Source organism: Janthinobacterium sp. GW822-FHT07H11 (assembly GCF_058798615.1).
This window is the reverse complement of the sequence record NZ_CM179507.1, coordinates 4,106,374-4,125,539: the sequence shown is the minus strand read 5'-3', so window position 1 is coordinate 4,125,539 and position 19,166 is coordinate 4,106,374. Positions and strand designations below refer to the sequence as shown.

At 64.1% G+C, this 19,166-nt stretch carries 18 protein-coding genes and 1 pseudogene; 13 read left to right on the top strand and 6 right to left on the bottom strand.

Annotation, left to right across the window (positions count from 1 at the left end; translation table 11 throughout):
- Window positions 1-5 precede the first annotated feature (5 nt).
- Window positions 6-1,454, bottom strand: a complete 1,449-nt coding sequence (locus AC3RCJ_RS18210) for a peptide MFS transporter (RefSeq protein ID WP_492963108.1) — start codon at window positions 1,452-1,454, stop codon at window positions 6-8.
- A gap of 368 nt (window positions 1,455-1,822) precedes the next feature.
- Here AC3RCJ_RS18210 and ppnN point away from each other — a divergent pair, with 368 nt between their 5' ends.
- The 11 genes from ppnN to AC3RCJ_RS18155 all read left to right on the top strand — a co-directional run bounded on the left by ppnN (window position 1,823) and on the right by AC3RCJ_RS18155 (window position 12,402).
- The gene (ppnN, locus tag AC3RCJ_RS18205; protein ID WP_492963091.1) at window positions 1,823-3,193 is read left to right on the top strand and encodes a nucleotide 5'-monophosphate nucleosidase PpnN; all 1,371 of its coding nucleotides are present in this window, start codon (window positions 1,823-1,825) and stop codon (window positions 3,191-3,193) included.
- A gap of 195 nt (window positions 3,194-3,388) precedes the next feature.
- A complete protein-coding gene (locus tag AC3RCJ_RS18200; RefSeq protein WP_492963089.1) occupies window positions 3,389-4,459 on the top strand; it encodes a LacI family DNA-binding transcriptional regulator in 1,071 nt (356 codons plus the stop codon).
- Window positions 4,460-4,669: 210 nt separating this feature from the next.
- Window positions 4,670-5,476: a transporter substrate-binding domain-containing protein gene (locus tag AC3RCJ_RS18195; RefSeq protein WP_492963087.1), complete on the top strand. Its 807-nt coding sequence runs from the start codon at window positions 4,670-4,672 to the stop codon at window positions 5,474-5,476.
- A gap of 91 nt (window positions 5,477-5,567) precedes the next feature.
- Window positions 5,568-6,260 carry an amino acid ABC transporter permease gene (locus AC3RCJ_RS18190; protein WP_492963085.1) on the top strand — a complete coding sequence of 231 codons (693 nt, stop codon included), beginning with the start codon at window positions 5,568-5,570 and terminating at the stop codon, window positions 6,258-6,260.
- Window position 6,261: 1 nt separating this feature from the next.
- Complete coding sequence (locus AC3RCJ_RS18185; RefSeq protein WP_492963083.1) at window positions 6,262-6,912, top strand: amino acid ABC transporter permease; 651 nt, start codon at window positions 6,262-6,264, stop codon at window positions 6,910-6,912.
- A complete protein-coding gene (locus tag AC3RCJ_RS18180; protein ID WP_492963081.1) occupies window positions 6,899-7,633 on the top strand; it encodes an amino acid ABC transporter ATP-binding protein in 735 nt (244 codons plus the stop codon). Before AC3RCJ_RS18185 ends, AC3RCJ_RS18180 begins: the two co-directional genes overlap by 14 nt.
- Window positions 7,630-8,376 carry a sugar phosphate isomerase/epimerase family protein gene (locus AC3RCJ_RS18175; RefSeq protein WP_492963079.1) on the top strand — a complete coding sequence of 249 codons (747 nt, stop codon included), beginning with the start codon at window positions 7,630-7,632 and terminating at the stop codon, window positions 8,374-8,376. Before AC3RCJ_RS18180 ends, AC3RCJ_RS18175 begins: the two co-directional genes overlap by 4 nt.
- The gene (locus tag AC3RCJ_RS18170) at window positions 8,373-9,359 is read left to right on the top strand and encodes a sugar kinase (protein ID WP_492963077.1); all 987 of its coding nucleotides are present in this window, start codon (window positions 8,373-8,375) and stop codon (window positions 9,357-9,359) included. Before AC3RCJ_RS18175 ends, AC3RCJ_RS18170 begins: the two co-directional genes overlap by 4 nt.
- 19 nt (window positions 9,360-9,378) lie before the next feature.
- The gene (locus AC3RCJ_RS18165) at window positions 9,379-10,338 is read left to right on the top strand and encodes a 2-hydroxyacid dehydrogenase (protein WP_492963075.1); all 960 of its coding nucleotides are present in this window, start codon (window positions 9,379-9,381) and stop codon (window positions 10,336-10,338) included.
- Between the two features lie 27 nt (window positions 10,339-10,365).
- Window positions 10,366-11,388, top strand: coding sequence for a porin (locus AC3RCJ_RS18160; protein WP_492963073.1), 1,023 nt, complete (start codon window positions 10,366-10,368; stop codon window positions 11,386-11,388).
- Between the two features lie 12 nt (window positions 11,389-11,400).
- Window positions 11,401-12,402, top strand: a complete 1,002-nt coding sequence (locus tag AC3RCJ_RS18155; RefSeq protein ID WP_492963071.1) for a Gfo/Idh/MocA family protein — start codon at window positions 11,401-11,403, stop codon at window positions 12,400-12,402.
- A gap of 190 nt (window positions 12,403-12,592) precedes the next feature.
- Here the strand turns inward: AC3RCJ_RS18155 and lysS are convergent, their stop codons facing one another.
- The 4 genes and pseudogenes from lysS to AC3RCJ_RS18135 form a co-directional block, all read right to left on the bottom strand.
- Window positions 12,593-14,122: a lysine--tRNA ligase gene (lysS, locus tag AC3RCJ_RS18150; protein WP_070219960.1), complete on the bottom strand. Its 1,530-nt coding sequence runs from the start codon at window positions 14,120-14,122 to the stop codon at window positions 12,593-12,595.
- A gap of 165 nt (window positions 14,123-14,287) precedes the next feature.
- Window positions 14,288-14,836: pseudogene (locus AC3RCJ_RS18145) on the bottom strand (HAD family hydrolase); the annotation flags it as partial.
- A gap of 2 nt (window positions 14,837-14,838) precedes the next feature.
- Window positions 14,839-15,943 (bottom strand): peptide chain release factor 2 gene (prfB, locus tag AC3RCJ_RS18140; RefSeq protein WP_139143151.1). Its coding sequence is split into 2 segments (ribosomal slippage): window positions 14,839-15,861 and window positions 15,863-15,943, totalling 1,104 coding nucleotides; the frame shifts between segments, so codons are not numbered across the junction.
- Window positions 15,860-16,147: a hypothetical protein gene (locus tag AC3RCJ_RS18135; protein WP_492963110.1), complete on the bottom strand. Its 288-nt coding sequence runs from the start codon at window positions 16,145-16,147 to the stop codon at window positions 15,860-15,862. The genes prfB and AC3RCJ_RS18135 overlap by 84 nt, the downstream gene beginning before the upstream one ends.
- Here AC3RCJ_RS18135 and AC3RCJ_RS18130 point away from each other — a divergent pair.
- Together AC3RCJ_RS18130 and AC3RCJ_RS18125 are read left to right on the top strand one after the other, a co-directional pair.
- The gene (locus AC3RCJ_RS18130; protein WP_492963069.1) at window positions 16,146-18,194 is read left to right on the top strand and encodes a bifunctional 2',3'-cyclic-nucleotide 2'-phosphodiesterase/3'-nucleotidase; all 2,049 of its coding nucleotides are present in this window, start codon (window positions 16,146-16,148) and stop codon (window positions 18,192-18,194) included. The two genes, AC3RCJ_RS18135 and AC3RCJ_RS18130, sit on opposite strands and share 2 nt — an antisense overlap.
- Window positions 18,191-18,679, top strand: a complete 489-nt coding sequence (locus AC3RCJ_RS18125) for a tetratricopeptide repeat protein (RefSeq protein ID WP_492963067.1) — start codon at window positions 18,191-18,193, stop codon at window positions 18,677-18,679. The genes AC3RCJ_RS18130 and AC3RCJ_RS18125 overlap by 4 nt, the downstream gene beginning before the upstream one ends.
- Before the next feature lie 48 nt (window positions 18,680-18,727).
- Here the strand turns inward: AC3RCJ_RS18125 and AC3RCJ_RS18120 are convergent, their stop codons facing one another.
- Complete coding sequence (locus AC3RCJ_RS18120; protein WP_492963065.1) at window positions 18,728-19,000, bottom strand: hypothetical protein; 273 nt, start codon at window positions 18,998-19,000, stop codon at window positions 18,728-18,730.
- Between the last annotated feature and the right edge of the window lie 166 nt (window positions 19,001-19,166).

Genomic DNA, 19,166 nt, shown 5'->3' with positions numbered 1-19,166 from the left:
GACGCTTACTTCACGCCGTGCATCAGTTTGTTGATCAGCGGGGCGATCAGGAACAGCACGACACCGGCGCCCAGCAGGGACCAGAAGCCGAAGGTGTAGCCGGACAGGGCCGACTGCACCGACATGCCGCTTTCGCCGCTGACGTGGCTGGCGAAGATGCCCGACAGGTTGTTGCCGATACCGGTCGACAGGAACCAGCCGCCCATGCCCAGGCCGACCAGGCGCACCGGGGCCAGCTTGGTGACCATCGACAGGCCGATGGGCGACAGGCACAGCTCGCCGATCGATTGCAGCACGTAGACGGTGGTCAGGGTCCAGAACGGGATCTTGTTGTCGGCGCCAACCAGGCTCGACAGGGCGAAGATCAGCAGGCCGAAGGCCAGTGCATTGCCCAGCAGGCCCAGGCCGAATTTGCGCGGGATCGAAGGATTGACGTTGTGGCGCGCCAGGAACACCCAGATGGCGGCGATGATAGGCGCGAAGACGATGATGGCCACCGAATTGACGGTCTGGAAGTAGGCGGTCGGGAAGATCCAGAAGCCCAGGTCGCGGTTGACGATCTTGTCAGCCAGGAAAGTAAACGAGCTGCCCGCCTGTTCGAAGAACATCCAGAACAGGATGTTGAAGACAAAGATCAGCAGCATGGCGATGACGCGGTCGCGCGCCACTTTACCATTGCGTATGCCTTCGATCATCAGCATCACGGCCAGGCCGACGAACAGCACGGTCAGCACGATTTGCAGCTTTTCGGCGCCGACGGTCAGCAGGAAATACATCAGCGGGATCACGCACAGGGAGCCGACGGCCACCCAGACGACGCGCATCGGGTTGCCGGAACCGGCTTCCGGTGCGCCGATGCCCTTCAGGGCGCGGCGGCCGATGAAGAACCATACCAGGCTGATCAGCATACCGAAACCGGAAGCCATGAAGACCATCTTGTACGACGGCATGGCGCTGGTGCCGAAGATCGACTCGGCCAGCCACTGGGTGAAGACGGGCGCGACCATGGCGCCCATGTTGATGCCCATGTAGAAGATCGTGAAACCGCTGTCGCGGCGCGGATCGGCTGTCGTATACAGCTTGCCGACCATGGTCGAGATGTTCGGCTTGAACATGCCGTTACCGACGATCATGGTGGCCAGGCCCAGGTTGAAGATGTCCTGGTTCGGCACGGAGATGCAGAACAGGCCGGCAGCCATGAAGATGGCGCCCAGCAGGATGGAGCGCTGGTAACCGATGACCCGGTCGGCGATATAGCCGCCGAACAGGGCGCCGGCGTACACCAGCGCGAGGAAGGAACCGTAGGTCAGGTTGGCCGCTGCCTGTCCCGAACCGTCGCCGCCGTGGAACTGGGCCACGATATACAGTACCAGCGCCCAGCGAACTCCGTAGAACGCGAAGCGTTCCCAGAATTCAGTCATGAACAACATCCACAATGGGCTTGGATGGCCCATAATCTGCTTGAACTCGGGAATAACGGCTTCCTTGTTGGGCGTAGTCGCACCGCTCATGCGGTTCCTCCTGAAAAATTATTATAGTCGATCGATAAAACAAACTTATGGAAGCCTGCGGGCGGCGGGGACTCTCATGAAGAACCGTATGCACGGGAATTCCAATAGGCTGGCATTCTAATCTACAAATTGCGCTGAGCGAAGGTTTCCATTCGCATTAGCAAGAATGCCTGTTTCATATTGGTCAAACCGGTTTGCGGGCAAGCGCGGGCCCCGGCGATTTTGCGGCGGCACAGCACAACTTGCCTGACTTGTCGTATATTGGTGCTGCAATATTTTCGAGGATCGATTTTTAAAGGATTTTTCGCATTATGGAACACGACGTTATCGATACTCTGGTTTCACCGGAAGGCCGCCTGGACGTGCTCTCCAAGACTGAAGTCAACAAACTGCTCGATACCAGCCAGGGCGGCCTGTACAACACCTTCCGCCGCTGCGCGCTGGCGGTCTTGAATTGCGGCAGCACCATCGACGATGGACGCGCCTTGCTTGAGCGATATCAATCGTTTGAAATCTCCATCATCCAGCGCGAGCGCGGCATCAAGCTCGACATCAAGGGCGCGCCGGCCATCGCCTTTGTCGACGGCAAGATGATCAAGGGCATCCACGAACACCTGTTTGCCGTGTTGCGCGACATCATCTTCGTCAGTGATGAAGTGACGGGCAACCCGAAATTCGACCTGCAGAGCACGGAAGGCGTGACGGACGCCGTCTTCCACATCCTGCGCAACGCCAACGTGCTGCAAACCCAGCTCAACCCGAACCTGGTCGTGTGCTGGGGCGGCCACTCGATCAACCGCGCCGAATACAATTATTCGAAGGAAGTGGGCTACCAGCTGGGCTTGCGCGGCCTCGACATCTGCACCGGCTGCGGCCCGGGCGCCATGAAGGGCCCCATGAAGGGCGCCACCATCGGCCACGCCAAGCAGCGTTTGCACAATGGCCGCTACCTGGGCATCACCGAGCCGGGCATCATCGCGGCCGAATCGCCCAACCCCATCGTCAATGACCTGGTCATCATGCCGGACATCGAAAAGCGCCTGGAAGCGTTCGTGCGCGCCGGCCACGGCATCGTCGTCTTCCCCGGCGGCGCGGGCACGGCCGAAGAGATTCTGTATATCCTCGGCATTTTGCTGCACCCGGACAATGCCGAGATTCCCTTCCCGCTGATCTTCACGGGCCCGGAAACGTCGCGCGAGTATTTCGTGCAGATCAACCAGTTCATCAGCGACACGCTGGGGCCGGAAGCGCAGCAGCGCTATAAAATCATCATCGATGATCCGGAACTGGTGGCGCGCGAAATGCTCGACGGTATCCGCCAGGTGCGCGAATTCCGCAAGGCCCACAGCGACGCCTATTATTTCAATTGGCTCTTGAGAATCGACCACGAATTCCAGAAGCCGTTCCAGCCCACGCATGAAAACATGCGCAACCTGAGCCTGCACAAGAACCAGGCCACGCACTTGCTGGCGGCCCAGCTGCGGCGCGCGTTTTCGGGCGTGGTGGCGGGCAACGTCAAGGATGACGGCATCCGCTCGATCGAAGAGCACGGCAACTTCGAAATCCATGGCGACAAGGACATCATGGGCCCCATGGATGCGCTGCTCGCCTCGTTCGTGGCGCAGCACCGCATGAAACTGGCGGGCACTGCCTACGTGCCCTGCTATACCGTGATCCAGTAAGCCGTTTTCCAGCCAGCGCCGCCCGCCCCCTGCGTTCGCCGGGGGGAGGGCGGCGCCTTTTCCTTTGCGCCCCCTCCGTCGTGTGTTTTCGCCACCACAGGCAATCAAATCGCTTGCGTCATCGATTCTTGGGTGCTATCTTTGGAACCGGTTCCAAAATAAAAATATGCAATCAACAGCTAGTGGAGAGCAAGCTTGGATTCAGTACGCGGCAGCAAAAAAACAGTTACCGGCGAGCCGGCCCGGCCCGTGACCATCGCCCAGGTGGCGCGCGAGGCGGGCGTGTCGAAGACCAGCGTGTCGCGCTTTCTCGGCGGGGAACTCGATGCTTTGTCCGACAACATCCGCCAGCAGATCGCCAGCACCATCGCGCGCCTCGGCTACCAGCCGAACCAGATGGCGCGCGGCCTCAAGCGCGGACGCACGCGCCTGATCGGCATGGTGGTGGCCGACATGCTCAATCCCTACACGGTGGCCGTGCTGCAAGGCGTGGAGGCGGCCTGCCAGCAACATGGCTATACCCTGATTTTATGCAATACCGGCAATGACGAACAGCGCGAACGCCAGTCGCTGGCCGCGCTGCGCTCGTACAGCGTGGAAGGACTGATCGTCAACACGCAGGGGCGCAATATTCAGTCGTCCGACTTGCAGCAGGCGGAGATGCCCATCGTGCTGGTCGACCGCCGCATCGAGGGCGTCGATTTCGACCTCGTGGGCCTGGACAATGTACAGGCGGGCCGGCTGGCCACCGCGCATCTGATCGAGCAGGGTTTCGACGCCATCGCCTTCATCGCGCCGCCCTTGACGGGCGTCAGCTCGCGGCTGATGCGCGCCGACGGTTTCCAGGCCGTGATGGCCGAGCATCCGGCTTGCGTGGGCGCGGTGCTGGCCGTGGACCTGGACGACCGCCCCGCCATCGACGCGCAGGTGCGTCTATGCCTGGCGCAGTGGCGCGGCCGCCGCGTGGCGCTGCTGGCCTCGAACGGCATGGTGGCGCTGGAACTGGCGCTGATGCTGCAGCGCCTCGAATTGCGCATGCCGCAGGACGTGGGCTTGCTGGGCTTTGACGAATTGCCGTGGTCGCCATTGGCGGGCCTGAGCACGATCGAGCAGCAGACTTACGAGATCGGCTTTTCGGCGATGACGTGCATGCTGTCGCGCCTGCAGGGCGATCAATGCCCGCCGCGCGAGGTGCTGTTGCCGGGTAAGTTGATTGTGCGTAATTCCACCCAGGGTGGCGAAGTACGCAAGGGCGGCGACGCTTGAGGGGGGAAGAGGGCGTTGCCCTTTTTTTTGAGCAGGTAATGGAACCGGTTTCATAAAAGGTGTTCTCACCGGAAAGGGGCATGGATAGTCAGGCAGGGCAAGGGCAGGAGGTTGGTACTACACGGCAAGAGGCGATCTGAATCGTCCATTTGACAATATTCCCGGCAGTGCCTCGACGAGGCCGGTTCCGGGATCACAGGAGACTGAAGCATGAAGATGACTACACTGTTTTATTCGAAGATCGTGGCTTGCGCGCTCGCAGCGACGTTTGCCCTCGGTGCGGCGGCCGATGCCGGCGCCCAGACGCTTGGCGACCTGATCAAGAAAGGCAAGCTGACCATTGGCGTGGTCAGCGGCACGCCGCCGTTTGGCAGCATCGACGCCAAGGGCGCGCCCGTCGGCTATGACGTCGACGTCGCCAACCTGATCGGAAAATACCTGAACCTGCCCGTGGAAATAGTCCCGTTGACGGCGCCGTCGCGCGTGCCGTCGCTGGAATCGGGCAAGGTCGACTTCCTCGTGGCCACGCTGGCGCCCACGCCGGAACGGGCCAAGACCCTGATGTTCACCATGCCCTACAGCGCGTTCGAACTGGCCATCGTCGCGCCCGTCGGCGGCAAATTCAAGGCCCTGGCCGACTTGAAGGGCAAGAAAGTGGGCGTGACGCGCGGCACCACCAACGACACGGCGCTGAGCCGCATGGCGCCGGCCGGCACCAATATCGTGCGCTTCGAAGATGACGCCACCGTCACTCAGGCCTTGCTCAGCAAGCAGGTCGACGCCGTCTCGATCCCCAGCACGATGGCGCTCGACATCATCAAGACGCGCGGCGCCGGCAAGATCGAGGTCCGCTTCGCCTACTCGCTGCAACCGAACTCGATGGCGGTGCGCCGCGGCGACTTCGAGCTGCACCAATGGCTCAACAACTTCATCTATTACGTCAAGCTGAACGGCGAACTCGACGCCATCGCGCGCAAGTGGAGCGGCGCACCGCTGCCGGCGCTGCCGACCTTCTGATACCGCCAGCCGCATAGGGAAAGTGCCCGTCCCTACGGCGCGCCGCCATGGAGGCGCGGCCGGGGACGCGCACGCAGACAAGGAGTTGTGTATGCCGTATGAATTTCATTTCGAACTCGTCATGCAATCGCTGGACCGCCTGTTGTGGGGCGCGGCGCTGACGATACGCCTGAGCACCATGGCTATGGTGCTGGGGCTGGCGGTGGGCGTGTGCGCCGCCGTCATCCTGAAGAACGGTCCCGCCTATGCCCGCGCCGCGGTGCGCGCGTATGTCGAGATCATCCGCAGCACGCCGTTCCTGGTGCAGCTGTTCATCATCTACTTCGGCTTGCCGTCGCTGGGCCTGCAACTCGACGCCAACGGCGCGGCGCTCGTCGCCATGACGGTCAACCTGGGCGCCTATGCGGCGGAAATCGTGCGCGCCGGCATAGGCGCCGTGCATCCCTCGCAGCTGGAGGCGGCGCAGGCGCTGGGCATGACGCGCTGGCAGGTGATGCGCCACGTGGTGCTGCTGCCGGCGCTGGAAAAAGTCTATCCGGCGCTGGCCAGCCAGTTCACCTTGATGATGCTCGCTTCAAGCGTCGTGTCGGCCATTTCCGCAGAAGAGCTGACCGCCGCCGCCCACCTGCTCGACGCGGAAACCTTCCGCAGCTTCGAGATCTACATCGTCGTGATGGTGCTGTACATCCTGCTGGCCCTGCTGTTCCGCTTCAGCTTCTGGGTGCTGGGCCAGATCGTCTTCAAACGCCGCCGCCGTCTGGGCGCGGCGCGCATGGGAGCTTGACATGATCAGTGACTTTTCCTGGGATAACCTGCAATTCCTGCTCGAGGCCACGCGCTGGACCATCGGCCTGTCGCTGATCGTCTTCATCACGGGCGGCATCGCCGGCTTCGCCGTGGCGCTGCTGCGCACGGCGCGCAGCCCGCTCCTGCGTTTCGCCAGCGCCCTGTACATCCAGCTGGTGCAGGGCACGCCCGTGCTGATCGTGCTGTTCCTGACCTATTACGGCCTGGCCCTGTTCGGCTACAAGCTGTCGCCGCTCATCGCGGCCGGCGCGGCGATGACGATCTTTGCCAGCGCCTACCTGGGCGAGATCTGGCGCGGCTGCATCGAGGGCGTGCAGCGGCAGCAGTGGGAAGCGTCGGCCGCGCTGGCGCTGAACCGCTACCAGCAGCTGCGCTACGTCATCCTGCCGCAGGCGCTGCGCCATTCGCTGCCGTCCACGGTGGGCTTCATGGTGCAGATCATCAAGAACACTTCGATCACCTCGATCATCGGCGTGGTGGAATTGACGCGCGCAGGGCAACTGGTCAGCAATGCGACCTTCCTGCCCTTCATCGTCTTCCCCGTCGTCGCCCTGATCTACTTCGCGCTGTGCTATCCGCTGTCGCGCTACAGCCATTCACTGGAAAGGAAATTCCATGCCCATCGTTGAAATCGACAATATCAGCAAGAGCTTCGGCGCCAACCACGTGCTCAAGGGCGTTTCGTTCGCCGTCGAGCGGGGCCAGGTGATCGCCGTGATCGGCCGCAGCGGCTCCGGCAAGAGCACCATGCTGCGCTGTATCAACGGCCTGGAAACCATCGACAGCGGCAGCATCGTCGTCGCCGGCCATACGCTGACGGCGCGCCAGGAACACTTGCTCGACTTGCGCAAGGACGTCGGCATGGTTTTCCAGAGCTATAACCTGTTCCCCCACCTGACCGTGGAAGAAAACGTCATGCTGGCGCCGCGCATCGTCAAGAAGGTGCCCGACGCCCAGGGCCGCGCCACGGCGCTGCGCGTGCTCAAGCAGGTGGGCCTCGATCACAAGCGCGACGCCTATCCCGAGCAGCTGTCGGGCGGCCAGCAGCAGCGCGTGGCGATCGCCCGTTCGCTGGCGATGGAGCCGCAAGTGATGCTGTTCGACGAAGTGACGTCGGCGCTCGACCCGGAACTGACGCAGGAAGTGCTGAAAGTGATGGAAGAGCTGGCGCAGGCGGGCATGACGATGCTCTTGGTGACGCACGAGATGGAATTCGCGCGGCGCATGGCCGACGTCACCGTCTTCATGCACCAGGGAACGGTGTGGGAGAGCGGGCCGTCGGAAGCGTTTTTCAGCAACCCGCAAACGCCCGAAGCGCGCCAGTTCGTCGGCGCGGGAGCGATCAAATGAGCCCCGTCCTGGTGGCGGCGTCGGCCTATGGCGCAAGCAGGGTAAGGCAACTGGGGCAAAGCCATTTCATCGACGTGGTGGCCGATGCGGGCGGCGCCGGCATCGAAATCCGCCGCGAACTGTTCACTTCCGACTTGCCGGACCTGGCGCGCATGGGCGCGGCGGTGGCCGCGCGCGGCCTGTACTCCGTGTATTCCACGCCCATCGAATTGTGGGACGCGGACGGGCTGCTGCGGCAGGAATTGCTGCAGCAGATGCTGGACGAGGCGGCGCGCCTGGGGGCGCGCTACCTGAAGGTGTCGCTCGGTCATTACCCGGCCGCGCCTGACTTGCCGGCCTTGAAGGCCCGGCTGACTGGCGCGCCCGTGGCGCTGCTGGTGGAAAACGACCAGACGGCCCACGGCGGCGCGCTGGCACCGATGGCGCGCTTCCTGGCGGCGGCGCGCGAGATCGGGCTGCCCGTGGGGCTGACCTTCGACATCGGCAACTGGCGCTGGGTGGGCGAGGATGCGCAGCAGGCGGCGCGCCTGCTGGCGCCGTACGTGCGCTATGTGCACTGCAAGGCCGTCATGGAGAACGCGGGGCGGTTGTCCGCCTGCGCCGTTTCCGACGCCGATCCGGCCTGGCGCGCCGTCTTCGCGCACTTTGCGCCGGGCGTGCAGCGGGCCATCGAATTCCCGCTCGAGGGCGCCGACCTGGTGGCCGAAACGGGCCGCTACATCCGGATGCTGGAGGCCGCATGATGGACCTCGAAACGAGTCAAAAGGCGATGCCGGGAGCGCATGCGCTCGATGTCGTCACCTACGGCGAAGCGATGGCGATGTTCGTGGCCGAGGAAACGGGCGACCTGGCGGCCGTGGCGCATTTCACGCGCCGCCTGGCCGGCGCCGAGACGAATGTCGCCATCGGCCTGGCGCGCCTGGGCTTGAAAGTCGGCTGGCTGAGCCGCGTGGGCGACGACTCGTTCGGCCGCTTCATCCGCGCCAGCGTGCAGGCCGAGGGCGTCGACTGCAGCCGGGTCGCCACCGTCGCCGGCCAGAGCAGCGCCTTTCAGCTCAAGGCCCGGGCCGAGAACGGCGTCGATCCGCTGGTCGAATACTTCCGCAAGGGTTCCGCCGCCAGCCGGCTGGCGCCCGAGCACTTCGACCCCGCCTATTTCCTGTCGGCGCGCCATTTGCACGCCACGGGCGTGGCGGCGGCGCTGTCCGCCACCAGCCTGGCGTTCGCCGGCCAGGCCATCGATTTCATGCGCGAGCATGGCCGCACCGTGTCGTTCGACCCGAACCTGCGGCCCACGCTGTGGCCGTCGCAAGCCGTCATGGTCGAGCAGGTCAACCGGCTCGCCTGCAAGGCGGACTGGGTGCTGCCCGGCCTGGGCGAAGGAAAAATCCTCACCGGCCACGAGCTGCCGCACGACGTCGCCGGTTTTTACCTGCAGCGCGGCGTGCGGCTGGTGGTCATCAAGCTGGGCGCCGACGGCGCCTATTACCGCACGGCCGATGGCGACAGCGGCGTGGTGCCGGGCGAGCGCGTGGCCAAGGTGGTCGACACGGTGGGCGCCGGCGACGGCTTCGCGGCCGGCCTGGTCAGCGCCTTGCTGGAAGGCTTGCCGCTGGCGCAGGCGGTACGCCGCGCCAACCGGGTCGGCGCCTTCGCCATCCAGGTGGCCGGCGACATGGAAGGCTTGCCGACCCGCGCCCAGCTCGACGCGCTGGGCCAATCTTGAACCGGACAGGGGAAAACTCGTGAAAAAACATGTGGTTGTATATAAAAAGCTGGCCGAGCCGCTGCTGGCGCGCTTGCGCGCCGAATGCGAGGTGACGTATTTCGAGGCGATCGACGCGGGCAACCGCGCCGCGTTTGCCGCCGCCATCCGCGGCGCGCATGGCTTGCTGGGCGCCAGCGTGCGCCTGGACCGCGAATTGCTGGACCCGGCCTTGGACCTGCGCATCATTTCCACCATTTCGGTGGGCGTCGACCAGTTCGACGTCGATTACCTGCGCGAACGGGGCATCCTGCTGGCCAATACGCCGGACGTGCTGACGGAAACGACGGCCGACACGATCTTCGCGCTGATACTCGCCAGCGCGCGGAGGGTCGTCGAACTGGCCGAATTCGTCAAGGCGGGAAGCTGGACGCGCAGCGTGGGCGAAAGCCAGTACGGCGTCAACGTGCACGGCAAGACCATCGGCATGCTGGGCATGGGCCGCATCGGCCGCGCCGTGGCCCGCCGCGCCGCGCTGGGCTTCGGCATGCAGGTGCTGTACGTGAACGGCGAAGCGGTGCCCGAGGTGGAAGCGGCGCTGGGCGCGCGCCAGGTGGCGCTCGACGAGCTGCTGGCCGGCTCCGACTTCGTCTGCGTGGTGCTGCCGCTGACGGCGCAGACGGAACGCATGATGGGCCGGCGCGAGTTCGCGCTGATGCGCCCCGGCGCCATCTTCATCAACGGTTCGCGCGGGCGCATCGTCGACGAGGCGGCGCTGATCGAGGCGCTGCAGCAGGGCACCATCCACGGCGCCGGTCTCGACGTGTTCGAGCGCGAACCGCTGGCGCCGGACAATCCGCTGCCGGGCATGGCCAACGTGGTGGCGCTGCCGCATATCGGCTCGGCCACGCATGAAACGCGCTACGCCATGGCGCAGCAGGCCGTGGACAACCTGCTGGCCGGCCTGCGCGGCGAGCGGCCGCGCCACCTGGTCAGCTAAGAACAGCATCCACAGACAGGAAAAAAGATGAAGAACAAGGTAGCAAGGGCAATGATCATCGGCGCGGGCGCCTGCGGCGGCCTGTGCTCGGCGCAGTCGAACGTGGCCATGTACGGCATCGCGGACCTGGGCGTGGTGTCCGAGAACGGCGGCCCCGGGGGCAGGGTGCTCAAGGTGACGAGCGGCATCGCCAACGGCTCGCGTCTCGGTTTCAAGGGCAGCGAAGACCTGGGCGGCGGCATGACGGCGATCTTCACGATGGATGCGGGCATCCTGGCCGACACGGGCGCCTCGGCCCAGGGCGGCCTGCTGTTCGGGCGCCAGGCCTTCGTCGGCCTCGCCGGCGCGGCGGGCACCTTGCGGCTGGGCCGCCAGTACACCTTCATCGATAGCAGCCTGGGCGCGCTGGACCCGTTTTACCTGGGCTTTGCTGGCAGGATGAGCAACGTCTTCACGGCCGGCTACATCAGCCGCGTCGACAACAGCATCACCTACAGCTCGCCCGTGCGCGGGGGACTCTCCGGCGAGCTGGCGTACGGCTTCGGCGAAGTGCCGGGCGACGCTTCGGCCAGGCGCTACGCTGGCGCGGCGGCCACCTATGCCAGCGGGCCGCTGTATGTGCGCCTGGCGCACCAGGACGCCAACACTCTGTCAAGCGCGCTGTTGACGGGGCGGGCGCGCAACACGGTGCTGGGCGCCACCTGGGACTTCGGCGTGCTCAAGGCACATGGCGCCGTCGCCGTCAGCAAGAGCACGGCGGGCGCCGCCACCACGGTCGACAGCGCGGACCTGATGCTGGGCGCCACCGTGCCTTTTGGCCCGCACCGCGTCCTGTTCTCGTACGTGCGGCGCGACGACCGGCGCGCCGCCAACGGCGACGCCAGCCAGCTCGGCATCGGCTACACCTATGCGCTGTCGAAGCGCAGCACCTTGTATGCGGCCTATGCCCACATCGACAACCGCAACGGCGCCGCCTACCTGGTGGGCAACGCCACCGACAACGGCACCGGCAACCAGGCCTGGAACCTGGGCCTGCGCCACACTTTTTAACTGGAGAATCGAATGAAGAAAACCGGATGGATTTTGGTTGGCGCCAGCACCGTGGCGCGCGAATGGATGGTTGACGCAATCGGCCAGCAGGGCGACGCCGAGGTGCTGGCCGTGGTTAGTCGCGATGCTGCGCGCGGCGCCGCCTTTGCGGCGCAATTCGGCATCGCCGCCAGCTACACGGACCTGGATGCGGCGCTGGCGCACCCGGGCGCGGACGCCGTGTACATCAGCACCACCAACGAGTGGCATATGGCGCAAACCTTGCAGGCGGCGCGCGCGGGCAAGCACGTGCTGTGCGAGAAGCCGCTGGCGCTGAACCTGGAGGACGCCCGCCGCATGGTCGACGGCTGCGCCGAAGCGGGCGTGGTGCTGGGGATTAACCACCACCTGCGCAACGCCGCCACGCACGGTAAGGTGCGCGAGCTGATACGCGCGGGCGAGATCGGCCAGCCCCTGTATGGCCGCGTGCTGCACGCGAACAACCTGCCGCAGCACCTGCGCGGCTGGCGCCTGGATGCGCCCGAGTCGGGCGGCGTCACGCTCGACATGTTCGTGCACGACGTCGACACCCTGCGCTTCCTGCTCGACTCGGAGCCGCGCCACGTCACGGCCTGCGCCACCAGCGGCGGCATGACGGTGGCTGGGCTGGAAGAGGGTCTGATGGCCGTCATCGAGTTCGACAACGGCACTTTGGTGCAGGTGCACGACGCGTTCAACGCGCCGTATTCGCTGTCCGGCGTGGAAATCATCGGCAGCAAGGGCACCATCTTCGCCACCGGCGTGATGACGCAGCGCCCCGTCGGCAGCATCAGCCTGACGCGCGACGGCGGCAGCGTCGACATCCCCGTCGAGCATGAAAACCTGTACGTGCGCTCGGTGCGCGCCTTCCAGCGCGCCATGCGCGGCGTAGGGCAGCCGGCCGCCACGGGAGATGACGGCATGCGCGCGCTGGCCACGGCACTGGCGGCGCAGCAGGCCAGCCGCAGCCACCAGCGCGTGACCCTGGCCGATTGACGGCCTGCGGCAGACGTAAAAAAGCCGCCTGATCGCAAAATCAGGCGGCTTTTTTTGCCTTGAAGCATCGAACGCCTGAAAAATCGTAGCGAGCGGATGTGAGTTGCGGCTAAGAAGCGCAACTGTGCTATAGCACAGTGAGCATCGCAGGCCGCAAATCGCGACGCGCAGTAGATTTTTCAGGTGTTCATCACTCTTCGCGGCGCAGGTGAGGGAACAGCAGCACGTCGCGGATGTTCGGCGAATCCGTGATGATCATCATCAAACGGTCGATGCCGATGCCGCAGCCGCCGGCCGGCGGCATGCCGTATTCCAGCGCGCGGATGTAGTCGGCGTCGTAGAACATCGCCTCTTCATCGCCGGCATCCTTGGCGGCCACTTGCGCCAGGAAGCGGGCCGACTGGTCTTCCGCATCGTTCAACTCGGAGAAACCGTTGGCGATCTCGCGGCCCACCATGAACAATTCAAAACGTTCGGTGATGCCGGCCACCGTGTCGGAAGCGCGCGCCAGTGGCGACACTTCGACCGGATAGTCGATGATGTAGGTCGGTTCCCACAGCTGCGCTTCCGCCGTCTCTTCGAACAGCGCCAGTTGCAGCGCGCCCAGGCCGGCCGTGGCGAAGGGCTTGACGCCGAATTTCTTCAGCTCTTCCTTGATGAATTCGGCATCGTTCAACTGCTCCGGCGTGTAGCCCGGCGCATACTTGTTGATCGCTTCGACGATGGTCAGGCGGTGGAACGGTTTTGCCAGATCGAGTTCGCGGCCGCCGTAGGTCAGGGTGGCGGTGCCGTGCGCGTCGATGGCGGCCTGGCGGATGACGGCTTCCGTGAAATCCATCAGCCATTTGTAGTCGGTATAGGCCGCGTAGAATTCCATCATCGTGAATTCAGGGTTGTGACGGATCGACACGCCTTCGTTGCGGAAGTTGCGGTTGATCTCGAACACGCGGTCGAAGCCGCCCACCACCAGGCGCTTCAGGTACAGCTCGGGCGCGATGCGCAGGAACATCTGCATGTCCAGCGCATTGTGGTGCGTGATGAAGGGCTTGGCCGCCGCGCCGCCGGGAATCGTGTGCAGCATCGGCGTTTCCACTTCCATGAACTCGTTCTTTTCCATGAAGCGGCGGATCGACGAGATGGCGGCGGTACGCGCCTTGAAGGTGCGGCGCGTCTCTTCGTTCATGATCAGGTCGACGTAGCGCTGGCGGTACTTCGTTTCCTGGTCGGCCAGGCCGTGGAATTTGTCCGGCAGCGGGCGCAGCGACTTGGTGATCAAACGCAGTTCCGTGACCTTGATGGTCAGTTCGTCCGTCTTGGTCTTGAACAGGGTGCCCGTCACGCCCAGGATATCGCCCAGGTCATAGTGGTGCAGGGCGGCCATGGCCGCTTCGCCCGTCAGGTCGAGGGTGGCGTAGATCTGGATGCGGCCGTCGGCCTTCGGGCCGGAAGCGTCTTGCAGGGTGGCGAAAGCGGCTTTCTTGCCCGCTTCGCGCTTGAGCATCATGCGGCCGGCCAGCACCACGGTGACAGGTTCGGCTTCCAGCTCTTCGCGCGTCTTGCCGCCGTATTGCGCGTGCAGATCGGCCGCCTTGTGCTCGGGGCGGAAATCGTTCGGGAAGGCGACGCCTTGTTCGCGCAGTGCGGCCAGCTTGACGCGGCGCTCGGCGATGATCTTGTTTTCATCGGGGGCGGCGGCTTGTTCTTGGATATCCGTAGTCATGGTGTTCTTCGTTGGTGATGATTGATGATGTGGTGCCAGCGCTGGCGCCACGCTGGCAAACAGTGCGTCGACGTCGAGTGCGGAGAAATCCGGCACGATGGCAATGACGTTGTCGAAGGCGGCAAACGCCTCGGCCGGCAGGGTGGTGGTGAGTACCACGACGCGCATGCCGGCACGGCGCGCCGCTTCCACGCCCAGGGGCGCGTCTTCGAAGACGATGCAGTCTTGCGGCAGCGCGCCGGCCAGCTGCGCGCCTTTCAGGAACACGTCCGGGTGCGGCTTGCCCCGTTCCACGTCGGCGGCGCCGACGATGGCGTTGAAGCGCTGGCGCAGGTCCAGGCCGTCGAGCGTGAAGTCGATGTTTTCCGTCGGCGCCGCCGAACCGACCACCAGCGCCACGCCTTGGGCATGCGCGCTGGCCGTCAGGGCGTCGAAGCCGGCGACGGTGGCCAGGTGCGGGCCATACAGTTCGCGGTAGACGACTTCCTTTTCAGCCAGCAGGGTAGCGTGGTCGGCATCCTCGCCCAGGTACTGGGCGATGATTTCGCGGCCATGGCGCCCTGCCGTAGCGCGGAAAAAGGCCTCCGCGTCCAGCGCATGGCCGTGGCGTTCAAAGAACGCCAGCCACGATGTCGTGTGGAAGGCCATGTTGTCGACGATCGTGCCATCCATGTCGAACAGGAAGGCACGCTGCGCTGGAGCGGAGGCGTTCATCCTTATACGCCTTGCTTGAGCGAGGCGGAGATGAAGTCGTCGATGTCGCCATCGAGCACGCCCTTGGTATTGCCTGTCTCGAAGCCGGTGCGCAAGTCCTTGATGCGGGACTGGTCCAGCACGTAGGAGCGGATCTGGTGGCCCCAGCCCACGTCCGTCTTCGAGTCTTCCAGCTTCTGCTGCTCGCTCATGCGCTTGCGCAGTTCATGCTCGTACAGTTTCGCTTTCAGCATTTCCATCGCTTCGGCGCGGTTGCGGTGCTGCGAACGGTCGTTCTGGCACTGCACCACGATGCCGGTCGGCGCGTGGGTCATGCGGACGGCGGAGTCGGTCTTGTTGATGTGCTGACCGCCGGCGCCCGAGGCGCGGTAGGTATCGACGCGGATATCGGCCGGGTTGACGTCGATTTCGATCGAATCGTCGACTTCCGGATACACGAACAGCGACGTGAACGACGTATGGCGGCCGTTGGCCGAGTCGAACGGCGACTTGCGCACCAGGCGGTGCACGCCCGTTTCCGTGCGCAGGAAGCCGTAGGCGTGATCGCCCTCGACCTTCAAAGTGGCCGTCTTGATGCCGGCGACCTCGCCGTCGGACTGCTCGAGGATTTCCACTTTAAAACCCTTGCGTTCGCAATAGCGCAGGTACTGGCGCAGCAGCATCGAGGCCCAGTCCTGGGCTTCCGTGCCACCGGCGCCGGCCTGGATGTCGATGAAGCAGTTGTTCGGGTCCATCGGATTGTTGAACATCCGGCGAAATTCCATGCTTTCGATGACCTTGCGGATCTCCTGCACATCCTGCTCGATCGCTTCGAGCGTCTCGTCATCGCCTTCTTCGCGGGCCATGTCGAACAGGTCGCGGGTGTCGCGCAGGTCGGCATCGGCCTTGGCCAGGGTGAAGACGATGGCTTCCAGCGCCTTCTTCTCCTTGCCGAGGTCCTGGGCGCGCTTGGGATCGTTCCAGACGGTGGGGTCTTCCAGCTCTTCGTTGACTTGCTCTAGTTTCTCCGACTTGACAGTGAAGTCAAAGATACCTCCGAAGTTCGGCTTCGCGGACGGTCAGGTCGTTGAGCAGGGCGGAGATGATATTGATGCGTTCGGCTTCCATAATGTTCTGGTCTTCTATGGTGAAATCAAACCCTGAATTATACGCGAGCGCGGCGCGTTTCCCATGCCGCCGCGCCGCAATTGCTGCCGTGCGGGGCAATAAAATGCCGATTTTGCTGTATTTGCGACAATATTTTTGCCTTGAAGATGGCTGGCGTGCTGCGTATGATGCTGGCGATATTGTCTTTCCACAGGAACAACTCATGTGCCAACCCTTGCGCCAACTCCCCCGTCTCGCCCTGTTGCCGCTGCTGCTGGCCGGCTGCGGCGCCTTGCCGCCCGCCGCCACGCAGATCGCCGCCGCAGCGCGGCCAGCCACGGCGGCCGGCAGCAGCGCCACCCTGGCCCTGCTGGAGACGACGGACTTGCACGCGAACGTGCTCAGCTACGATTACTACAAGCTGCAGGTCGAACCGTCGATAGGCCTGGAACGCACGGCGGCGCTGATCGCCCAGGCGCGCGCGCAATTTCCGAACAACCTGTTGCTCGATAACGGCGATACCATCCAGGGCACGGCCCTGGCCGACTACCAGGCCCTCGTGAAACCGCTGGCCTGCGACCAGACCCTGGCCATCTACAAGGCCATGAACTTGCTGAAGGTCGACGGCGGCGGCATCGGCAACCACGAATTCAACTACGGCCTGGCGTTTTTGAGCCAGGTGACGGGCAACCGCTTCGATGTCGACAGCGTCGACGCCGGCAAGCCGCGCTGCGCCGGCCCCGCGTTCCCGCAAGTGCTGGCCAACGTCTACAGCGCCAGGACGGGCAAGCCGCTATTTGCGCCATATCACATCATCGCCAAGCAGATCACGGCCACCGGTCCCGATGGCCAGCCCATCACCAGTACCGTCAAGGTCGGCATCATCAGCTTTGCGCCGCCCACCATCATGGCCTGGGACAAGCGCTGGCTGGAAGGCCGCGTCTATACGCAGGGCGTGCGCGAGACGGCGGAAAAATTCATCCCCGAGATGCGCGCCAAGGGCGCCGAACTGGTGGTGGCCATTTCGCACGGCGGTCTCGATGACAGCCCGTACTCGCCCACCATGGAAAACGGCAATTACTACCTGTCGCAAGTGCCGGGCGTGGACGCCATGCTGATCGGCCACTCGCACCAGCTGTTCCCGAACGCGGCCAGCACGGTGCCGCAGTTTAATTTGCCCGGCGTCGACAAGGCCCGTGGCCTGGTGAACGGCGTGCCCACCGTGATGGCCAATTTGTGGGGCAAGCACCTGGGCGTGATCGGCTTGCGCCTGCGCCACGACGGCAAGCGGTGGGTGGTCGACAAGAGCGCCACCACGGTGGAAGCGCGCGGCATCCAGAATGCGGACAAGAGCTATGTACAGCCCGACGCGGCCATCGCCGCACTGGTGGCCGAGGAGCACGCGGCGACGATCGCCTATGTGCAGACACCGGTCGGCGCCACGGATTTCCGCATGTCGACGTATTTCGCCGACGTGGGCGACGTCAGCGCCATCGAAGTGGTGAACCAGGCGCAGGCCGGCTACCTGGCCGCGTATGTAAAAGCGAATTTGCCGCAGTACGCGCACCTGCCCGTGCTGTCGATGTCCTCGCCGTTCAAGAGCGGCTCGGCCGGGGTGTCCGACTACACGGACGTCAAGGCGGGCAATGTGGCGCTGAACAATGCGGCCGACCTGTATCTGTATCCGAACGCCCTGTACGGCGTGAAGATGAACGGCGCGGAGCTGCAAGCGTGGCTGGAACAGTCGGCGCGGCGCTTCAATACCATCGATCCGCACAAGCTGGAGCCGCAGGAACTGGTCAACACGGCCCACCCGAGCTACAACTTCGATACGATCACCAGCGCCGACGTGCGCTACCAGATCGACGTCACGCAGCCGCCGGGCCGGCGCATCCAGGGTCTGAGCTACAAAGGCAAAACCGTGGATTCCAGCCAGGAGTTCCTCATCGCGACAAATAACTACCGTGCCAGCGGCGGCGGCAATTTTCCTGGCCTGGACGGCAGCAAGACGGTGGTGGCCTCGCCCGACAACAACCGCGAACTGCTGATCGCGTATGTGACGCAAGAAAAAAACCTGACGCGCGCGAAGAACGGTTCGGCGCGCAGCTGGACCTTCGCCAAGGCCGCCACCAAAGGCCCGGTGGTGTTCCACTCGGCGCCGGGCGTGATCGAGCTGGCCAGGGCGGCCGGCATCGGCAATGTGACGCAGTTGAAGCTTGATGATGGCGCGGGCAAGGGCTTTGCGCTGTATCAAGTGGACCTGTCGAAATGAAGGCATGGTTGTGTGCCATCGCCTTGGCCATGTCGGCGCTGGCATCGGCCGCGCCGGACGTCACCGCCCAGGCCAAGACCTTGATGCGCGCGGGAGTCGCGACGCAGCCGCAGGCGCGCATCCTGTTCGAACAGGCGGCGGGGCAGGGCAGCGGTCCCGCCGCGTACTACCTGGGCCTGATGCTGAAGAACGGCATGGGCGGGCAGCAGGACGGAGTGGCCGCGTTGCGCTGGCTGGAACTGGCCGCGCAACGGGGCGTGGCGCCGGCCATGTTCATCGTGGCGAACATGCTGCTCGACAGCGACGAAACCCGGGCGCGCTACTGGCTCGACGCCGCCTGCGACCTGGACTACCCGGAAGCGCTGCAGCAGAAATCCGTGGCCCTGGCCGAAGGGCGGATGGGCTATGCGCACAACGAGGAGCAGTCTTTCCTGTACCTGAAGATGGCGACGCACGCGATGGGGCACCGGGCAGCGGAACCGTAATGATGCGAGCCTGGCGCTGCGTATTTGCCTCGAGGGATATTTCTTTTTTTAAGTAACTATCCTCCCTGGCTTTTCCAATTGCTTTTTATTGGCAATCAAATTTATTGTTTTTTTAAAAATATTCATGGCAGTATACAGGAATATTTTTTTGATAACTTCATGATTGCAATAGAGGAAAAACATGGCAATTGAAGCAAAGGCAATGAGGTTGGATCCTGCCGGCCGGCCGGGCGTGGCGGGGAAAACATGGTCAGCCTTGGGCTTGTGCCTGCTGTTGACGGGCGCGCTTCCCGCGATGGCGCAGTTGCCGGCGCCGCTCAAACCCGGGCATCCCAGGCTGTTTCTGGCACAGACCGGCATCGACACGCTGAAAAAGCAATTGCCGTATTATCCTTCTGCTAAATTTCCTGCGGTGAAGGGTAGCATTCAATTCAGTTTATTGGCAAAACACAAGGATACCCAGGATGGCGAGGACCAAGCCATTTTT